Genomic DNA, 15,347 nt, shown 5'->3' on the forward strand with positions numbered 1-15,347 from the left:
ATGATGACTGTCCAATCCTGTGTAAAAATAAGAAACGAATGGGACATCGTAGCTGCCCGACAAATGGGTAGAAATGTTGCCAAAGATCTAGGTTTCGGCACAGTAGACCAAGCGAGGATAACTACCGCAATTTCGGAGTTGGCTCGGAATATTTATTTGTATGCAGGTACAGGTCAAATTTGTATAGAAGAAATGGATGAGTACGGAAAAAGAGGACTGAAAGTGGTTGCCACAGATGATGGTCCTGGAATTCCTGACATCCGACAGGTGATGGAAGATGGTTTTTCCACATCAGGAGGCCTTGGAGCCGGATTGCCTGGAGTAAAGAGGCTAATGGATTCGTTTCAGATAGATTCTTCTTCTGGGGAAGGAACGACAATCCATGCCGTAAAGTGGGTTCGCTAGAAGGGGGGATAACCCATGAATTACGATAAATTAGAATCAGAATATAAAGAAATACTCTCTGCCTACCTGAACCGCCAGTCGGAGGAAGCTCTGTATAAAGGGCAGGAATTCAGTCGCAGAATACTTGGGGAAAAAGTTTCTCCAGAAGAAATTATCAGTGTGCATAAAGCGATGCTGCAAGATCTTTCTCCTGAGATACCGGATAATATTCTGCATTCTTTGGATTTTCTACTTGAAGTGATGATAGGATATGGGATTGCCTATAGGGAGCACCAAAGTCTTCGCCACAGACAACAGGAGATTCAAACGGAGATTGAAATTGCAGCAAATGTCCAGCAGACGCTACTTGAGACGAAAATTCCTGAAACGGATTCAGTGGAGATCGGTGCGATAAGTGTTGCTGCTAAACATATGAGCGGAGACTATTACCATTTTGTCCATAACGAAAAAGATTCGTTTAGTGTCGCTATTGCGGATGTCATCGGGAAAGGAATCCCGGCTGCAATGTGTATGAGCATGATCAAATATGCGATGGATAGTTTACCAGATACCAGGGTTGCTCCAAGCTATGTACTTGGCAATTTAAATAGAGTAGTGGAGCAGAATGTCGATGCGAGCATGTTCATCACGATGTTCTATGGTATGTATGACCTTCACAAACACCTCTTCTCATTCTCTTCTGCGGGGCATGAACCACCGTTGTATTTTGATGCGAAGAAAAATGAATTCTATGAGCTCGATGCCAGAGGGCTTGTCCTTGGTATCGACAGACTTGCAACTTATCAACAGTATGAAAAGCAAATAGAAGTAGATGATATGGTTATCCTTTTCTCTGATGGAGTGACAGAGTGCCGTACGGAGGAAGGATTTATCGAGGTTGATAAAATAATAGATTTAATTAGGTCATATATTCATTTACCCCCTCAAGCTATTGTGGAGCTGGTGTACAGAGACCTTGAGAAAATCCAGGACTTTCAGCTCAGAGATGACTTTACCTTAATTATTTTAAAAAGAAAGGTTTAAATGTTTGAGAAGCGGGTATTTAGTATTGGGATGACCTAAAAATGGAATTCTAATTCATGTTTGAGGTGACGAAAGAATGAATATGGACATTCAGATAAAAGAAGATTTAAATCAGACGCTTGTCGTCCTAGAAGGGGAAATAGATGCCTATACCGCACCAAAGGTAAAGGAAAAGGTTGCCCCTCTATTAGAAGGCTTTACTGGAGAGCTAGTATTTGATTTATCTAGTGTTAATTATATGGACAGCACAGGCTTAGGGATGTTTGTAGGTTTCTTTAAAACCGTAAAGGCAAACAACGGTGTCTTTCGTCTGGTAGGGTTATCGGATCGTTTAAAGAGATTGTTTGATATTACAGGTTTAGCGGGAATCATGGAAATAAAATAGGCTGCATGCAGCAGTTGCTAAATAAGTTCACTTAAAGGTGGGGGAACAATGAACCGGGCTTATGACTATATAGAAATGTCTTTTCCGGCGAAAGCAGAGTATGTAGGAGTTATCCGACTTACTTTGTCCGGAATTGCAAATCGTATGGGCTTTTCATACGATGAAATTGAAGATATCAAAATCGCATTAAGTGAAGCTTGTACCAATGCGGTCGAGCACGCTTATAAGCAAGATGAAAAAGGTAATATTCGAATCGGATTCGGTATTTACAAAGACCGACTCGAGTTAGTTGTAGCTGACAATGGACAAAGCTTTGATTTCGACAAAGTAAGGGAAGAATTAGGTCCATACACCGAGTCGCAACCAGTAGAAACTTTGCCAGAAGGAGGGTTAGGATTATTCTTAATCCAAACGCTGATGGATGATGTGAAGGTGCACAGCAATCAAGGCGTTACTGTCTTCATGACAAAGTATGTACAAGGAGAGCAGGTGGAAAGGGATGCGGAATCAATCTCCGTCCAGTAAGCTGGATGTTAATATGCTATTAGAGCGGTACCAACAAGATGGTTGTGAAGTATCGCAGTTGCAATTAGTAGAGCATTATACTGCACTTGTTGAATCCATCGCTCGAAAATATTCAAGAGGCAAAGCCTTTCATGAAGACCTTTCCCAAGTAGGGATGATCGGATTGCTCGGTGCCATGAAGCGTTTCGATGCAAGTTTTGGCCGAAGTTTTGAAGCATTTGCCGTTCCGACGATTATCGGAGAAATTAAACGTTTCCTTCGCGATAAAACTTGGAGTGTCCATGTTCCGCGCAGGATCAAGGAAATTGGACCGAAGATAAAGTCAGCTGTCGAAGAACTGACAAATGAACTTCAACGTTCACCAAAAGTATTTGAAATCGCTGATTACTTGGAAGTTACCGAAGAAGAAGTGTTGGAAGCGATGGAGATGAGCCAGAATTATCAAGCTCTATCCGTCGATAATGCCATAGAGGCTGATTCTGATGGAAGCACGGTAACCATTCTCGACATCGTAGGGAACCAGGATGCCGGGTTTGATCAGGTGGATCAGCAGCTTCTATTACAAAAGATTTTCCATGTGCTTTCAGAAAGAGAGAAACAGATTATCGAATGCACATTTTTCAAGAATATGAGTCAAAAAGAAACAGGGGAAAAGTTGGGTATTTCGCAGATGCATGTATCAAGACTGCAACGCAAAGCGCTGACCAAGCTGAAACAAGCATTCATGGAAGATAATGCAAACACGGAGATTTTTTCATGATCGAACAGTTCAAACATGAAAAAGCGAACGTGAATGCCTACCAGAATGCGAAAAACGGAATGTATTTTTGTGGGGACAGCTACTACGTAAATACCACGGATGACTACTTTTTATGTGTAGTAGCAGATGGTTTAGGTAGCGGAGAGTATGCACACGATGCTTCACAAGCAGTCATTTCCGCTGCCAAAGACCATGAAACTGAGGACGTTTCCGTTATCATGAAAGCTTGTAACGAAGCGATGAGAAATAAGCGTGGTGCAGCGGTTTCTGTGCTGAAAGTCAACTATGACCAGCGAGAAGTTGTGTACAGCTGTGTTGGGAATATTCGATTTTACCTATATCCTCCTACAGAAAAGCTTATCTACCCACTTCCGGTCAAAGGCTACCTATCTGGAAAACCCCAAACACTTAAAACTCATCGTTTTCCCTACAGTTCTAAAATGAAGTTCTTCATCTACTCAGATGGTTTAAATATCCCATCCGTAAAAAAATACATCAAAGACATCCCATCCGCCACGTCATTGCTGGAAATAGCCGCAATGTTCACAGGCAACGGCATGGACGATGTAACCATCATCTCAGGTGAAATCCACTAGGGAGATCGTATTCTAACTTTTTGAAAATGATTGTGGAAACCAAGTTGATCGCAGTGGAAGGCACGAAGACTCCTATGGGAGGAAGGGACAGGGAAGACCCCGCAGGGCGAATGCCCGAGGAGGCTTCCGGACCGCCCATGGAAAGCGAAGTGCCTGGAACGGAGATCAACAAGTTAATGCAACTTTCAAAGTCCAAGACTGACATTTCCATGTTAGTCTTTTTTCTTTGTCCGAATAATTTGCTAAAATAGAAGATGGGTTAATATGTTGGGAGGCTACAAAATTGGAATGGAACGATAAAAACGAGCAATTGGTCAACCTATTAGTGAAAGACGTAGAAGTGACAAAAGGACAAGCCAAAAAAGTAATAGCACTTTTAGAAGAAGGCAACACCGTTCCTTTTATCGCCAGATACCGTAAAGAACAAACAGGTTCTCTGGACGAAGTGCAAATCAGAGCTGTCATGGAAAAATGGCAATACATACAAAACCTTGAAAATAGAAAAGAAGAAGTTACCCGCCTGATCGAGGAACAAGGGAAACTTACACCAGAACTGAAAGCTAGCATTTTAAAATCAACCAAACTACAACAGGTGGAAGATCTCTACCGTCCATACAAACAAAAACGACGCACAAAAGCGACAGTTGCAAAAGAAAAGGGATTGGAGCCTTATGCCGAGTGGCTGCTCACGTTCCCGTCCTCTCCTTCACTCGAAGAAAAAGCTGCTGATTTTCTCTCTGAGGAAAAAGAAGTGGCAACCGTTGAAGAGGTGTTAGAAGGAGCAAAGGATATTCTTGCGGAAACCTTTTCGGATGAACCAACCTATCGCCAATATATCCGTGACGTTACTTATAAACAAGGCAAGGTCGTATCGGCCGTTAAGAAAGCGGAAAAAGACGAAAAAGAAGTCTTTGCTATGTATTACGAGTATGAAGAAGCGATCTCAAGAATCCTTCCGCATAGAATCTTGGCAGTGAACCGTGGAGAAAAAGAAGAAGTCTTACGAATCTCCATTGCTGCTCCAACAGAAAGAATCGTGGAATACCTGAATCGCCAAGTGATTAAACGAGAATCTTCCATTGCTACACCTCTTATAAAAGAAGCGATTGAGGACGGCTATAAGAGATTGATTGAGCCGGCGATTGAGCGTGAAATCAGAAAAGAGCTGACAGAAAAAGCGGAAGAACAAGCGATCCATATTTTCTCGGAGAACTTAAGGAACCTCTTGCTTCAACCACCTCTTAAAGGACGAGTGGTATTAGGGGTCGACCCTGCTTATCGAACAGGTTGCAAACTTGCGGTTGTCGACGAAACAGGCAAAGTTCTTCACATAAGTGTTATCTATCCGCATACATCTGGGGAGAAGAAACGAGAAGAGTCCATTAAAAAGCTATTGGACGTCCTATCCACATTCGAAATTGAGGTAGTGGCTATAGGAAATGGGACGGCATCAAGGGAGACGGAGCAACTACTTGCAGATGTCATCCAACAAAGCGGAAAGAGTATCTCTTACTTGATCGTCAATGAAGCTGGGGCGAGTGTGTATTCCGCATCTGACTTGGCAAGAGAAGAATTCCCGGATCTTCAAGTTGAAGAAAGAAGTGCTGTCTCCATTGCCCGCAGACTGCAAGACCCGTTGGCGGAGCTTGTGAAAATTGACCCAAAATCGGTTGGAGTCGGTCAGTACCAACATGACGTGGCACAAAAGCGCTTAGCGGAATCCTTGAATTTCGTTGTAGAAACCGTCGTAAACCAAGTCGGCGTGAACGTGAACACCGCGTCCTCTTCTTTATTGCAATATGTAGCAGGACTATCAAAGACCGTTGCTACTAATATCGTGAAGAAGCGGGAAGAAGAAGGGAAGTTCGCTAGCAGGTCTGACCTGAAAGGCATTCCAAGGCTGGGGGCAAAAACCTATGAACAATGTATCGGCTTCTTAAGAATTATAGATGGAAAACAACCATTAGATAGAACGGGCATCCACCCGGAAACTTACGCGGATGTTAAGAAGTTATTGAAGCAACTTGGCACGTCTGAAAAAGACATCGGAACGGAAAAGCTGCAGCAGGCTTTGAAAGATGTAGATGTTGCAAAGTTTGCCGAGGATTTAAACATCGGTCCTATTACACTACAGGACATCATCGATTCTCTCATCAGACCGGAAAGAGACCCTCGTGATGATATGCCAACCCCACTCCTTAAGCAGGATGTATTAAAAATGGAAGATCTGCAAAAAGGAATGGAACTAGAAGGTACAGTCAGAAACGTTGTAGACTTCGGAGCGTTTGTTGATATCGGCGTGAAGCAGGACGGCCTTGTTCATATCTCTAAACTCAGCAATCGTTTTGTGAAACACCCGCTTGACGTTGTCTCTGTCGGGGATATTGTCACAGTCTGGGTTGACGGAGTGGAAGTAAACAAAGGGCGAGTATCCCTAACGATGCTGCAACCGGAAAAGCAAGAAGTATAAGAAGATAAAATAACCCCCCGAACTGCCAATAAAAAAAGGTTGTTCGGGGGTTTTCTTTAAATATATGAACACATAAATACTGTTGATTTCCGTTCCAGGCGCTTCGCTTGCCTGCGGGCGGTCCGTGAGCCTCCTCGGCTTGCGCCTGTGGGGTCTCACCTGTCCCTTCCTCCCGCGGGCGTCTACGCGCCTTCCACTTCAATCAACTAGGTTATTTCACTTTCAACTATTCTTTTTATGATAGAAAAACCAGCACTGATTCAACATTTTTATCTGATATCGATCCTTCTCCAGGTATGCGCGTTGCATCTGCTTCCTAAACCAAGACGGCATCTTTTCACTACCCCCTTCAACCAATTTACTTGAAGGCTCATGAGGGGCTGTTTAGTTAAAGATTGTTTGAAGTCAAAAATAGTGAGAGTTAGAGTGGATTGGAGCGGAAGGAACTCGACTCCGGCGGGAGGTAGCGGTAGACTTGAGACCCCACAGCGCAGCGAAAAGGCTCAAGCACCGCCCCGCGGAAAGCGAGTGCCTGCAGCGGAAAGGAACGGCAAAACTTCAATGAGAAAACAACAATCTTATAGAAAACAGCCAAACATAAATGACTTATTTTTTTCTATACTATGCAGTATAATGGGGAGGGTTCGAATGAAAGGTGGAGGACAAATGGAAGACAAAGATCTACAAAAGTTAATAGAAGAAATCTCACTAAAGCATTTCAACAGACCTTTCCTTCACAAAGCCTCTTTCAATCATCGCCTGAAAACAACCGGGGGAAGATACCTCACTTCCACAAGCAACATCGAAATCAACAAAAAGTATTACGATGCACTCGGAATGGACGAGCTAGTAGGCATTATCAAACACGAACTCTGTCACTACCACCTGCACATCCAGGGCAAAGGCTATAAACACCGAGACGCTGATTTTCGTATCTTACTAAAAAAAGTTGGGGCACCAAGATTTTGCACGCCGATCCATACACCAACAACCAAGCCGAAAACTTTTCGTGTATATGAATGTGTAGATTGTCACCTGCAATACAAAAGAGTAAGAAGAGTGAATACAAACAAGTATAGATGTGGAAAATGTAGAGGGAAGTTAAGAGAAGTGGAAAAGCATGTTGACACACAACTATAAAATATGATAATTTATTCTAGTCGCTGTTTTAAAAAACGGCTGGATGACAATTATGATAATATATCATTTTTGTTCCAAAAAAACTTGACTTTTAAGTACAAGCTTATTAAAATAAAAGCAGTCGGTTGCGACGAAAGAATTTAATTATTACCGTTTTTATTCCACCATAGCTCAGCGGTAGAGCATTCGGCTGTTAACCGAAGGGTCGTAGGTTCGAATCCTACTGGTGGAGCCAAATGGAGAAGTACTCAAGTGGCTGAAGAGGCGCCCCTGCTAAGGGTGTAGGTCGTGTAAGCGGCGCGAGGGTTCAAATCCCTCCTTCTCCGCCATCTATTAAGGCCCGTTGGTCAAGCGGTTAAGACACCGCCCTTTCACGGCGGTAACACGGGTTCGAATCCCGTACGGGTCACTACAAAGTGGGATGCAAAACATTCTTGTTTTGCTTCCCATTTCTATCCTGGAGGATTAGCTCAGCTGGGAGAGCACCTGCCTTACAAGCAGGGGGTCGGCGGTTCGATCCCGTCATCCTCCACCAGAGGGACTTATTATTAACTCCTTTTATTTAAATCATCATCTTCGATGGGCTATAGCCAAGCGGTAAGGCATCGCACTTTGACTGCGACATGCGTTGGTTCGAATCCAGCTAGCCCAGCCAACTTTATAAAATGTATGCGGGTGTGGCGGAATTGGCAGACGCGCTAGACTTAGGATCTAGTGTCTTTGACGTGGGGGTTCGAGTCCCTTCACCCGCACCATACATTTACACTAGCCATTCATTTTCGCGGTCGTGGCGGAATGGCAGACGCGCTAGGTTGAGGGCCTAGTGGGGGCAACCCCGTGGAAGTTCGACTCTTCTCGGCCGCACCAAAAACACTGAAAAAATAATTCCGAAAAAGTGTTGACACGAAATGCTGGATTTGATATTATAGTTAAGTCGCCTCTGAGAGGGACATCAAATAAACAACTTATATGAAGCGCCCGTAGCTCAATTGGATAGAGCGTTTGACTACGGATCAAAAGGTTAGGGGTTCGAGTCCTCTCGGGCGCGCCATTACTTTTTAAAGTAAACGGGGAGTAGCTCAGCTTGGTAGAGCACTTGGTTTGGGACCAAGGGGTCGCAGGTTCAAATCCTGTCTTCCCGATATTGAATATTGCGGGTGTAGTTTAATGGTAAAACCTCAGCCTTCCAAGCTGATGTCGTGGGTTCGATTCCCATCACCCGCTCCATAATATTGAATGATCTTTGAAAACTAAACAAAACAACAGCGTCATAAGTCGGTTCTACGGAACACGACAAAATGATTTTAAGTAACACAAGCTAGCAAATTTTGAGCAAAAGCTCAGACTCTTTATTGGAGAGTTTGATCCTGGCTCAGGACGAACGCTGGCGGCGTGCCTAATACATGCAAGTCGAGCGGACCTTTTAAAAGCTTGCTTTTGAAAGGTCAGCGGCGGACGGGTGAGTAACACGTGGGCAACCTGCCTGTAAGACTGGGATAACTTCGGGAAACCGGAGCTAATACCGGATAATATAAGGAACCTCCTGGTTCTTTATTGAAAGATGGTTTCGGCTATCACTTGCAGATGGGCCCGCGGCGCATTAGCTAGTTGGTGAGGTAACGGCTCACCAAGGCGACGATGCGTAGCCGACCTGAGAGGGTGATCGGCCACACTGGGACTGAGACACGGCCCAGACTCCTACGGGAGGCAGCAGTAGGGAATCTTCCACAATGGACGAAAGTCTGATGGAGCAACGCCGCGTGAGCGATGAAGGCCTTCGGGTCGTAAAGCTCTGTTGTTAGGGAAGAACAAGTGCGAGAGTAACTGCTCGCACCTTGACGGTACCTAACCAGAAAGCCACGGCTAACTACGTGCCAGCAGCCGCGGTAATACGTAGGTGGCAAGCGTTGTCCGGAATTATTGGGCGTAAAGCGCGCGCAGGTGGTCCTTTAAGTCTGATGTGAAAGCCCACGGCTCAACCGTGGAGGGTCATTGGAAACTGGGGGACTTGAGTGCAGAAGAGGAAAGTGGAATTCCAAGTGTAGCGGTGAAATGCGTAGAGATTTGGAGGAACACCAGTGGCGAAGGCGACTTTCTGGTCTGTAACTGACACTGAGGCGCGAAAGCGTGGGGAGCAAACAGGATTAGATACCCTGGTAGTCCACGCCGTAAACGATGAGTGCTAAGTGTTAGAGGGTTTCCGCCCTTTAGTGCTGCAGCTAACGCATTAAGCACTCCGCCTGGGGAGTACGGTCGCAAGACTGAAACTCAAAGGAATTGACGGGGGCCCGCACAAGCGGTGGAGCATGTGGTTTAATTCGAAGCAACGCGAAGAACCTTACCAGGTCTTGACATCCTCTGACACTCCTAGAGATAGGACGTTCCCCTTCGGGGGACAGAGTGACAGGTGGTGCATGGTTGTCGTCAGCTCGTGTCGTGAGATGTTGGGTTAAGTCCCGCAACGAGCGCAACCCTTGATCTTAGTTGCCAGCATTCAGTTGGGCACTCTAAGGTGACTGCCGGTGACAAACCGGAGGAAGGTGGGGATGACGTCAAATCATCATGCCCCTTATGACCTGGGCTACACACGTGCTACAATGGACGGTACAAAGGGCAGCAAAACCGCGAGGTCGAGCCAATCCCATAAAACCGTTCTCAGTTCGGATTGCAGGCTGCAACTCGCCTGCATGAAGCCGGAATCGCTAGTAATCGCGGATCAGCATGCCGCGGTGAATACGTTCCCGGGCCTTGTACACACCGCCCGTCACACCACGAGAGTTTGTAACACCCGAAGTCGGTGGGGTAACCTTTTGGAGCCAGCCGCCTAAGGTGGGACAGATGATTGGGGTGAAGTCGTAACAAGGTAGCCGTATCGGAAGGTGCGGCTGGATCACCTCCTTTCTAAGGAATGTACGCTTGTTGTTTTGTTTAGTTTTGAGAGAGCATTCTCTCATATTAGATAAATCTTCGGATTTATCCTTAGACAATTCTTACGAATTGTCATAGTTGTTCCTTGAAAACTAGATAATGTAACTAATATCAAGATATTCACAAAATATCGTTCATCTTAGTAATTTTCTTTATAGATATCATCGCTGATATCGACACATGACCATATTGGTCAACGGTTAAGTTATTAAGGGCGCACGGTGGATGCCTTGGCACTAGGAGCCGATGAAGGACGGGACTAACACCGATATGCTTCGGGGAGCTGTAAGTAAGCTTTGATCCGGAGATTTCCGAATGGGGAAACCCACTGCTCGTAATGGAGCAGTATCCTTATCTGAATACATAGGGTATGGAAGGCAGACCCGGGGAACTGAAACATCTTAGTACCCGGAGGAAGAGAAAGCAAACGCGATTTCCTGAGTAGCGGCGAGCGAAACGGAATTAGCCCAAACCAAGAGGCTTGCCTCTTGGGGTTGTAGGACACTCAACATGGAGTTACAAAGGAACGGGGTAAATGAAGCGATCTGGAAAGGTCCGTCATAGAAGGTAAAAACCCTGTAGTTGAAACTTCGTTCCCTCCTGAGTGGATCCTGAGTACGGCGGGACACGAGAAATCCCGTCGGAAGCAGGGAGGACCATCTCCCAAGGCTAAATACTCCCTAGTGACCGATAGTGAACCAGTACCGTGAGGGAAAGGTGAAAAGCACCCCGGAAGGGGAGTGAAATAGATCCTGAAACCGTGTGCCTACAAGTAGTTAGAGCCCGTTAATGGGTGATAGCGTGCCTTTTGTAGAATGAACCGGCGAGTTACGATTACGTGCAAGGTTAAGTCGATGAGACGGAGCCGTAGCGAAAGCGAGTCTGAATAGGGCGCATGAGTACGTGGTCGTAGACCCGAAACCAGGTGATCTACCCATGTCCAGGGTGAAGTTCAGGTAACACTGAATGGAGGCCCGAACCGACTCACGTTGAAAAGTGAGCGGATGAGGTGTGGGTAGGGGTGAAATGCCAATCGAACCTGGAGATAGCTGGTTCTCTCCGAAATAGCTTTAGGGCTAGCCTCATGTGTTAGAGTCTTGGAGGTAGAGCACTGATTGGACTAGGGGTCCTCATCGGATTACCGAATTCAGTCAAACTCCGAATGCCAAAGACTTATCCATGGGAGTCAGACTGCGAGTGATAAGATCCGTAGTCAAGAGGGAAACAGCCCAGACCGCCAGCTAAGGTCCCCAAGTATACGTTAAGTGGAAAAGGATGTGGAGTTGCTTAGACAACCAGGATGTTGGCTTAGAAGCAGCCACCATTTAAAGAGTGCGTAATAGCTCACTGGTCGAGTGACTCTGCGCCGAAAATGTACCGGGGCTAAACGTATCACCGAAGCTGCGGACTGTTCTTACGAACAGTGGTAGGAGAGCGTTCTAAGGGCGTTGAAGCTAGACCGTAAGGACTGGTGGAGCGCTTAGAAGTGAGAATGCCGGTATGAGTAGCGAAAGAAGGGTGAGAATCCCTTCCACCGAATGCCTAAGGTTTCCTGAGGAAGGCTCGTCCGCTCAGGGTTAGTCGGGACCTAAGCCGAGGCCGAAAGGCGTAGGCGATGGATAACAGGTTGATATTCCTGTACCACCTCCACTCCGTTTGAGCAATGGGGGGACGCAGAAGGATAGGGTAAGCGCGCTGTTGGATATGCGCGTCTAAGCAGTAAGGCTGAGAAGTAGGCAAATCCGCTTCTCGATAAGGCTGAGCTGTGATAGCGAGGGAAATATAGTACCGAAGTTCCTGATTTCACACTGCCAAGAAAAGCCTCTAGCGAGGAGTATGGTGCCCGTACCGCAAACCGACACAGGTAGGCGAGGAGAGAATCCTAAGGTGAGCGAGAGAACTCTGGTTAAGGAACTCGGCAAAATGACCCCGTAACTTCGGGAGAAGGGGTGCTCTGTTAGGGTGTTAAAGCCCGAGAGAGCCGCAGTGAATAGGCCCAGGCGACTGTTTAGCAAAAACACAGGTCTCTGCGAAGCCGTAAGGCGAAGTATAGGGGCTGACGCCTGCCCGGTGCTGGAAGGTTAAGGGGAGAGGTTAGCGCAAGCGAAGCTTTGAACCGAAGCCCCAGTAAACGGCGGCCGTAACTATAACGGTCCTAAGGTAGCGAAATTCCTTGTCGGGTAAGTTCCGACCCGCACGAAAGGCGTAACGATCTGGGCACTGTCTCAACCAGAGACTCGGTGAAATTATAGTACCTGTGAAGATGCAGGTTACCCGCGACAGGACGGAAAGACCCCGTGGAGCTTTACTGTAGCCTGATATTGAATTTTGGTACAGCTTGTACAGGATAGGTAGGAGCCTGAGAAGCCGGAGCGCTAGCTTCGGTGGAGGCGTCGGTGGGATACTACCCTGGCTGTATTGAAATTCTAACCCGCAGCCCTTATCGGGCTGGGAGACAGTGTCAGGTGGGCAGTTTGACTGGGGCGGTCGCCTCCTAAAGAGTAACGGAGGCGCCCAAAGGTTCCCTCAGAATGGTTGGAAATCATTCGCAGAGTGTAAAGGCACAAGGGAGCTTGACTGCGAGACCTACAAGTCGAGCAGGGACGAAAGTCGGGCTTAGTGATCCGGTGGTTCCGCATGGAAGGGCCATCGCTCAACGGATAAAAGCTACCCCGGGGATAACAGGCTTATCTCCCCCAAGAGTCCACATCGACGGGGAGGTTTGGCACCTCGATGTCGGCTCATCGCATCCTGGGGCTGTAGTCGGTCCCAAGGGTTGGGCTGTTCGCCCATTAAAGCGGTACGCGAGCTGGGTTCAGAACGTCGTGAGACAGTTCGGTCCCTATCCGTCGTGGGCGCAGGAAATTTGAGAGGAGCTGTCCTTAGTACGAGAGGACCGGGATGGACGCACCGCTGGTGTACCAGTTGTCTTGCCAAAGGCATAGCTGGGTAGCTACGTGCGGACGGGATAAGTGCTGAAAGCATCTAAGCATGAAGCCCCCCTCAAGATGAGATTTCCTTTTACTTCGGTAAGTAAGATCCCTGAAAGATGATCAGGTAGATAGGTTCGAGGTGGAAGCATGGTGACATGTGCAGCTGACGAATACTAATCGATCGAGGACTTAACCCAAATAAGTATTGAAATAAGTGAACGATATGAATACCTTGATAGGAACACATTATCTAGTTTTGAAGGAACAAGAAAGTTGAAAAACTTCTTGATTTTTCCTACAAGTTATATTATAATAGTAATTGTCTGGTAATGATGGCGAAGAGGTCACACCCGTTCCCATACCGAACACGGAAGTTAAGCTCTTCAGCGCCGATGGTAGTTGGGGGATCTCCCCCTGTGAGAGTAGGACGTTGCCAGGCAAGTGCTTTTTTAAAATAGCATATATTATTATCGCGGGGTGGAGCAGTCTGGTAGCTCGTCGGGCTCATAACCCGAAGGTCGCAGGTTCAAATCCTGTCCCCGCAACCAATAAGGTCCCGTGGTGTAGCGGTTAACATGCCTGCCTGTCACGCAGGAGATCGCCGGTTCGATCCCGGTCGGGACCGCCATTCTTTTAAAATGCGAAACTAGGTTTCGTTATTTTTTTTGTCTTTTTTTAGAAAACAAAAAAGAATGGACCCCCTTTCGAGGCCCCATCCTATCCATTCATCCATCTACCTACTATTAATTATAGTTCGCTTTATGTGCTTCCAAGATCTCTTCAGAAGTAGCAGCTGACCAGTCTTCAATGCTTGCCCCTTCATTTGCATCAACAAAGGATTTCAGCATCTTATAGCTTTCGCTGTAGCCATATTGACTTGGTAACCCGTTTCTTCCACCTTTAAAGATTTCTTGTGTCTTTTTATCATCTTCTTTTTCAAGCTCGCCCTCAATTCTTGTCCATAGATCTTTGTTGTATTCTTCATCTACTGGCGCTACATCAATATTAGGATAAACAAGTTTTTGGAACATGGTTCCTTTTCCTTCAATGACAAGGTTATCTAAAACGGTAAATGTTTCGCCGTTATAATGGTTATCAACCCAGTAGCTGTGGTGGTATTTGTTTGCGACACCTCCTTTTAGCAAGTTGTCTGTTGTATTTCTATCAAAGAATACGACGATTTTGCCAACACCTGCAGTGACGAAAGTGGCTGGTGCATTGTTGTCAGTCGGGAACACACATACAGTTGTTTTGCTTCCTTCAAGTGGCAGTTCGTTAGAAGACTTGGTTAATGCGTCTTTAACAGCAGCATTGATCTTTTTGGTATCCATTCTTTTCAGGTTATCTTGAACAGCAATTCTGTTCTTTGGTGGAGCAAGAGCATAGTCTGTATTTGTTTCGAACTCGCCGCCTTTATAGCATTTATCTGCAACCTCATCAAGGATGCTTGAAGTGTACAGTGCAGTTGCTTCTTCCCCTTTTAGCCCTTCTTCATAGAATGCCTCGTACAACTGGTACACGTGGATTATCTCGAATTCTTGTCCATTTTCTTCGAAGGCGTATTCTAAGCCGATTGCCTCTTCGGCATCTGCTTCCGTTCCTCCGTTGTTACAACCTGTTAATGCTACAGCCATGATGAGAAAAAAGAAAAAACTAGTAAAGCGCATTGTATTCCCTCCTGTGATAGTATTTGCCCCCTATATAGTATATATCGGCAACCAAGTTTAAATATTCTATAAATTATGACAAATTCCTTCTTTTTCATTAATTTTTTATTAAGGAAATTTTACCCATGAAAAAAACCACCCCAATGAGGTGGCGGTTGTAAACTTGTAATCTAAACAAATACGTATATTTAGACTAGTACTATTAATCCACTAGTTTAACAAGCATATGTGCAAGTTTGTGCCGTTCGTCTTTGTCGCCGACTTTCCATAGTTCCTGAAGAAGTTTTTCTTCACTGTTTCTAGGATCTTCATGCTTTGCCAAGTAATCTGCTACTTTTTCTGCGGCCATAGCTAGTTGTTCTTCTCCAAGGCCCACTTTTTTTCCTTTGGAGACTTTGTCACTTAAATAGCTCTTGAAGGTATCGAAGTCGGCCAGGATCTGTTCTTTTTTGCCAGGGTCCATATTTTCAACTTTACGTTCTACTCTGTCTTGAGTAGCTTCACGGTCTGTGTAT

The 15,347-nt window shown here is 45.8% G+C and carries 11 protein-coding genes, 12 tRNA genes and 3 rRNA genes; 23 read left to right on the top strand and 3 right to left on the bottom strand.

Features of this window, described 5'->3' with window-relative positions; translation table 11 throughout:
- The first annotated feature begins 3 nt into the window (after positions 1-3).
- The 7 genes from K7887_RS01550 to K7887_RS01580 all read left to right on the top strand — a co-directional run bounded on the left by K7887_RS01550 (position 4) and on the right by K7887_RS01580 (position 6,164).
- Positions 4-405: an anti-sigma regulatory factor gene (locus tag K7887_RS01550; RefSeq protein ID WP_010195167.1), complete on the top strand. Its 402-nt coding sequence runs from the start codon at positions 4-6 to the stop codon at positions 403-405.
- A 15-nt stretch (positions 406-420) separates the two neighbouring features.
- Positions 421-1,428 (top strand): PP2C family protein-serine/threonine phosphatase, encoded by a 1,008-nt coding sequence (locus K7887_RS01555; protein ID WP_223491884.1) that lies wholly within the window; start codon positions 421-423, stop codon positions 1,426-1,428.
- Between the two features lie 76 nt (positions 1,429-1,504).
- Positions 1,505-1,813 carry an STAS domain-containing protein gene (locus K7887_RS01560; RefSeq protein ID WP_223491885.1) on the top strand — a complete coding sequence of 103 codons (309 nt, stop codon included), beginning with the start codon at positions 1,505-1,507 and terminating at the stop codon, positions 1,811-1,813.
- Between the two features lie 48 nt (positions 1,814-1,861).
- A complete protein-coding gene (gene rsbW / locus K7887_RS01565; RefSeq protein ID WP_010195173.1) occupies positions 1,862-2,338 on the top strand; it encodes an anti-sigma B factor RsbW in 477 nt (158 codons plus the stop codon).
- Positions 2,313-3,098: an RNA polymerase sigma factor SigB gene (sigB, locus tag K7887_RS01570; protein ID WP_010195175.1), complete on the top strand. Its 786-nt coding sequence runs from the start codon at positions 2,313-2,315 to the stop codon at positions 3,096-3,098. Before rsbW ends, sigB begins: the two co-directional genes overlap by 26 nt.
- On the top strand, positions 3,095-3,694 hold the full coding sequence (locus tag K7887_RS01575; protein WP_223491886.1) for a PP2C family serine/threonine-protein phosphatase: 600 nt from the start codon (positions 3,095-3,097) through the stop codon (positions 3,692-3,694). The genes sigB and K7887_RS01575 overlap by 4 nt, the downstream gene beginning before the upstream one ends.
- A gap of 283 nt (positions 3,695-3,977) precedes the next feature.
- The gene (locus K7887_RS01580) at positions 3,978-6,164 is read left to right on the top strand and encodes a Tex family protein (RefSeq protein WP_223491887.1); all 2,187 of its coding nucleotides are present in this window, start codon (positions 3,978-3,980) and stop codon (positions 6,162-6,164) included.
- A 222-nt stretch (positions 6,165-6,386) separates the two neighbouring features.
- On the opposite strand, the gene cmpA is transcribed toward K7887_RS01580, so the two are convergent.
- The gene (cmpA, locus tag K7887_RS01585; protein WP_156317784.1) at positions 6,387-6,497 is read right to left on the bottom strand and encodes a cortex morphogenetic protein CmpA; all 111 of its coding nucleotides are present in this window, start codon (positions 6,495-6,497) and stop codon (positions 6,387-6,389) included.
- 333 nt (positions 6,498-6,830) lie between these two features.
- Here cmpA and K7887_RS01590 point away from each other — a divergent pair, with 333 nt between their 5' ends.
- The 16 genes from K7887_RS01590 (at position 6,831) to K7887_RS01665 (ending at position 13,793) form a co-directional block, all read left to right on the top strand.
- Positions 6,831-7,304, top strand: coding sequence for a SprT family protein (locus tag K7887_RS01590; RefSeq protein ID WP_223493557.1), 474 nt, complete (start codon positions 6,831-6,833; stop codon positions 7,302-7,304).
- 160 nt (positions 7,305-7,464) lie between these two features.
- Positions 7,465-7,539: transfer RNA gene (locus K7887_RS01595), tRNA-Asn, on the top strand.
- Between the two features lie 3 nt (positions 7,540-7,542).
- Positions 7,543-7,633 (top strand) — tRNA-Ser (locus K7887_RS01600).
- An 8-nt stretch (positions 7,634-7,641) separates the two neighbouring features.
- Positions 7,642-7,713: transfer RNA gene (locus tag K7887_RS01605), tRNA-Glu, on the top strand.
- A gap of 50 nt (positions 7,714-7,763) precedes the next feature.
- Positions 7,764-7,839: transfer RNA gene (locus K7887_RS01610), tRNA-Val, on the top strand.
- A gap of 45 nt (positions 7,840-7,884) precedes the next feature.
- Positions 7,885-7,959: transfer RNA gene (locus K7887_RS01615), tRNA-Gln, on the top strand.
- Between the two features lie 16 nt (positions 7,960-7,975).
- A tRNA-Leu gene (locus tag K7887_RS01620) sits at positions 7,976-8,059 on the top strand.
- A gap of 26 nt (positions 8,060-8,085) precedes the next feature.
- Positions 8,086-8,171, top strand: a tRNA-Leu gene (locus K7887_RS01625).
- 107 nt (positions 8,172-8,278) lie between these two features.
- Positions 8,279-8,355 (top strand) — tRNA-Arg (locus K7887_RS01630).
- 17 nt (positions 8,356-8,372) lie between these two features.
- Positions 8,373-8,446: transfer RNA gene (locus tag K7887_RS01635), tRNA-Pro, on the top strand.
- Positions 8,447-8,457: 11 nt separating this feature from the next.
- Positions 8,458-8,531: transfer RNA gene (locus K7887_RS01640), tRNA-Gly, on the top strand.
- A 122-nt stretch (positions 8,532-8,653) separates the two neighbouring features.
- Positions 8,654-10,205 (top strand): 16S ribosomal RNA (locus tag K7887_RS01645).
- Between the two features lie 225 nt (positions 10,206-10,430).
- A 23S ribosomal RNA gene (locus K7887_RS01650) occupies positions 10,431-13,362 on the top strand.
- Between the two features lie 125 nt (positions 13,363-13,487).
- Positions 13,488-13,604: ribosomal RNA gene (rrf, locus tag K7887_RS01655) — 5S ribosomal RNA — on the top strand.
- The 16S, 23S and 5S rRNA genes sit together here with 12 tRNA genes alongside, the layout of an rRNA operon.
- Before the next feature lie 32 nt (positions 13,605-13,636).
- Positions 13,637-13,713 (top strand) — tRNA-Met (locus K7887_RS01660).
- Between the two features lie 4 nt (positions 13,714-13,717).
- Positions 13,718-13,793, top strand: a tRNA-Asp gene (locus tag K7887_RS01665).
- Between the two features lie 115 nt (positions 13,794-13,908).
- Here the strand turns inward: K7887_RS01665 and K7887_RS01670 are convergent.
- Positions 13,909-14,832, bottom strand: a complete 924-nt coding sequence (locus tag K7887_RS01670) for a DUF2268 domain-containing putative Zn-dependent protease (protein ID WP_223491888.1) — start codon at positions 14,830-14,832, stop codon at positions 13,909-13,911.
- 202 nt (positions 14,833-15,034) lie between these two features.
- Positions 15,035-15,295 (bottom strand): DUF3243 domain-containing protein, encoded by a 261-nt coding sequence (locus K7887_RS01675; protein WP_392396781.1) that lies wholly within the window; start codon positions 15,293-15,295, stop codon positions 15,035-15,037.
- Between the last annotated feature and the right edge of the window lie 52 nt (positions 15,296-15,347).

Source organism: Sutcliffiella horikoshii (genome assembly GCF_019931755.1).
GTDB classification, from domain to species: Bacteria; Bacillota; Bacilli; order Bacillales; family Bacillaceae_I; genus Sutcliffiella_A; species Sutcliffiella_A horikoshii_E.

Coding starts and splice junctions, on each gene's coding strand:
- K7887_RS01550 (WP_010195167.1), top strand. CDS start 4: ATGACTGTCCAATCCTGTGTAAAAATAAGAAACGAATGGGACATCGTA.
- K7887_RS01555 (WP_223491884.1), top strand. CDS start 421: ATGAATTACGATAAATTAGAATCAGAATATAAAGAAATACTCTCTGCC.
- K7887_RS01560 (WP_223491885.1), top strand. CDS start 1,505: ATGAATATGGACATTCAGATAAAAGAAGATTTAAATCAGACGCTTGTC.
- rsbW (WP_010195173.1), top strand. CDS start 1,862: ATGAACCGGGCTTATGACTATATAGAAATGTCTTTTCCGGCGAAAGCA.
- sigB (WP_010195175.1), top strand. CDS start 2,313: ATGCGGAATCAATCTCCGTCCAGTAAGCTGGATGTTAATATGCTATTA.
- K7887_RS01575 (WP_223491886.1), top strand. CDS start 3,095: ATGATCGAACAGTTCAAACATGAAAAAGCGAACGTGAATGCCTACCAG.
- cmpA (WP_156317784.1), bottom strand. CDS start 6,497: ATGCCGTCTTGGTTTAGGAAGCAGATGCAACGCGCATACCTGGAGAAG.
- K7887_RS01590 (WP_223493557.1), top strand. CDS start 6,831: ATGGAAGACAAAGATCTACAAAAGTTAATAGAAGAAATCTCACTAAAG.
- K7887_RS01670 (WP_223491888.1), bottom strand. CDS start 14,832: ATGCGCTTTACTAGTTTTTTCTTTTTTCTCATCATGGCTGTAGCATTA.
- K7887_RS01675 (WP_392396781.1), bottom strand. CDS start 15,295: ATGGACCCTGGCAAAAAAGAACAGATCCTGGCCGACTTCGATACCTTC.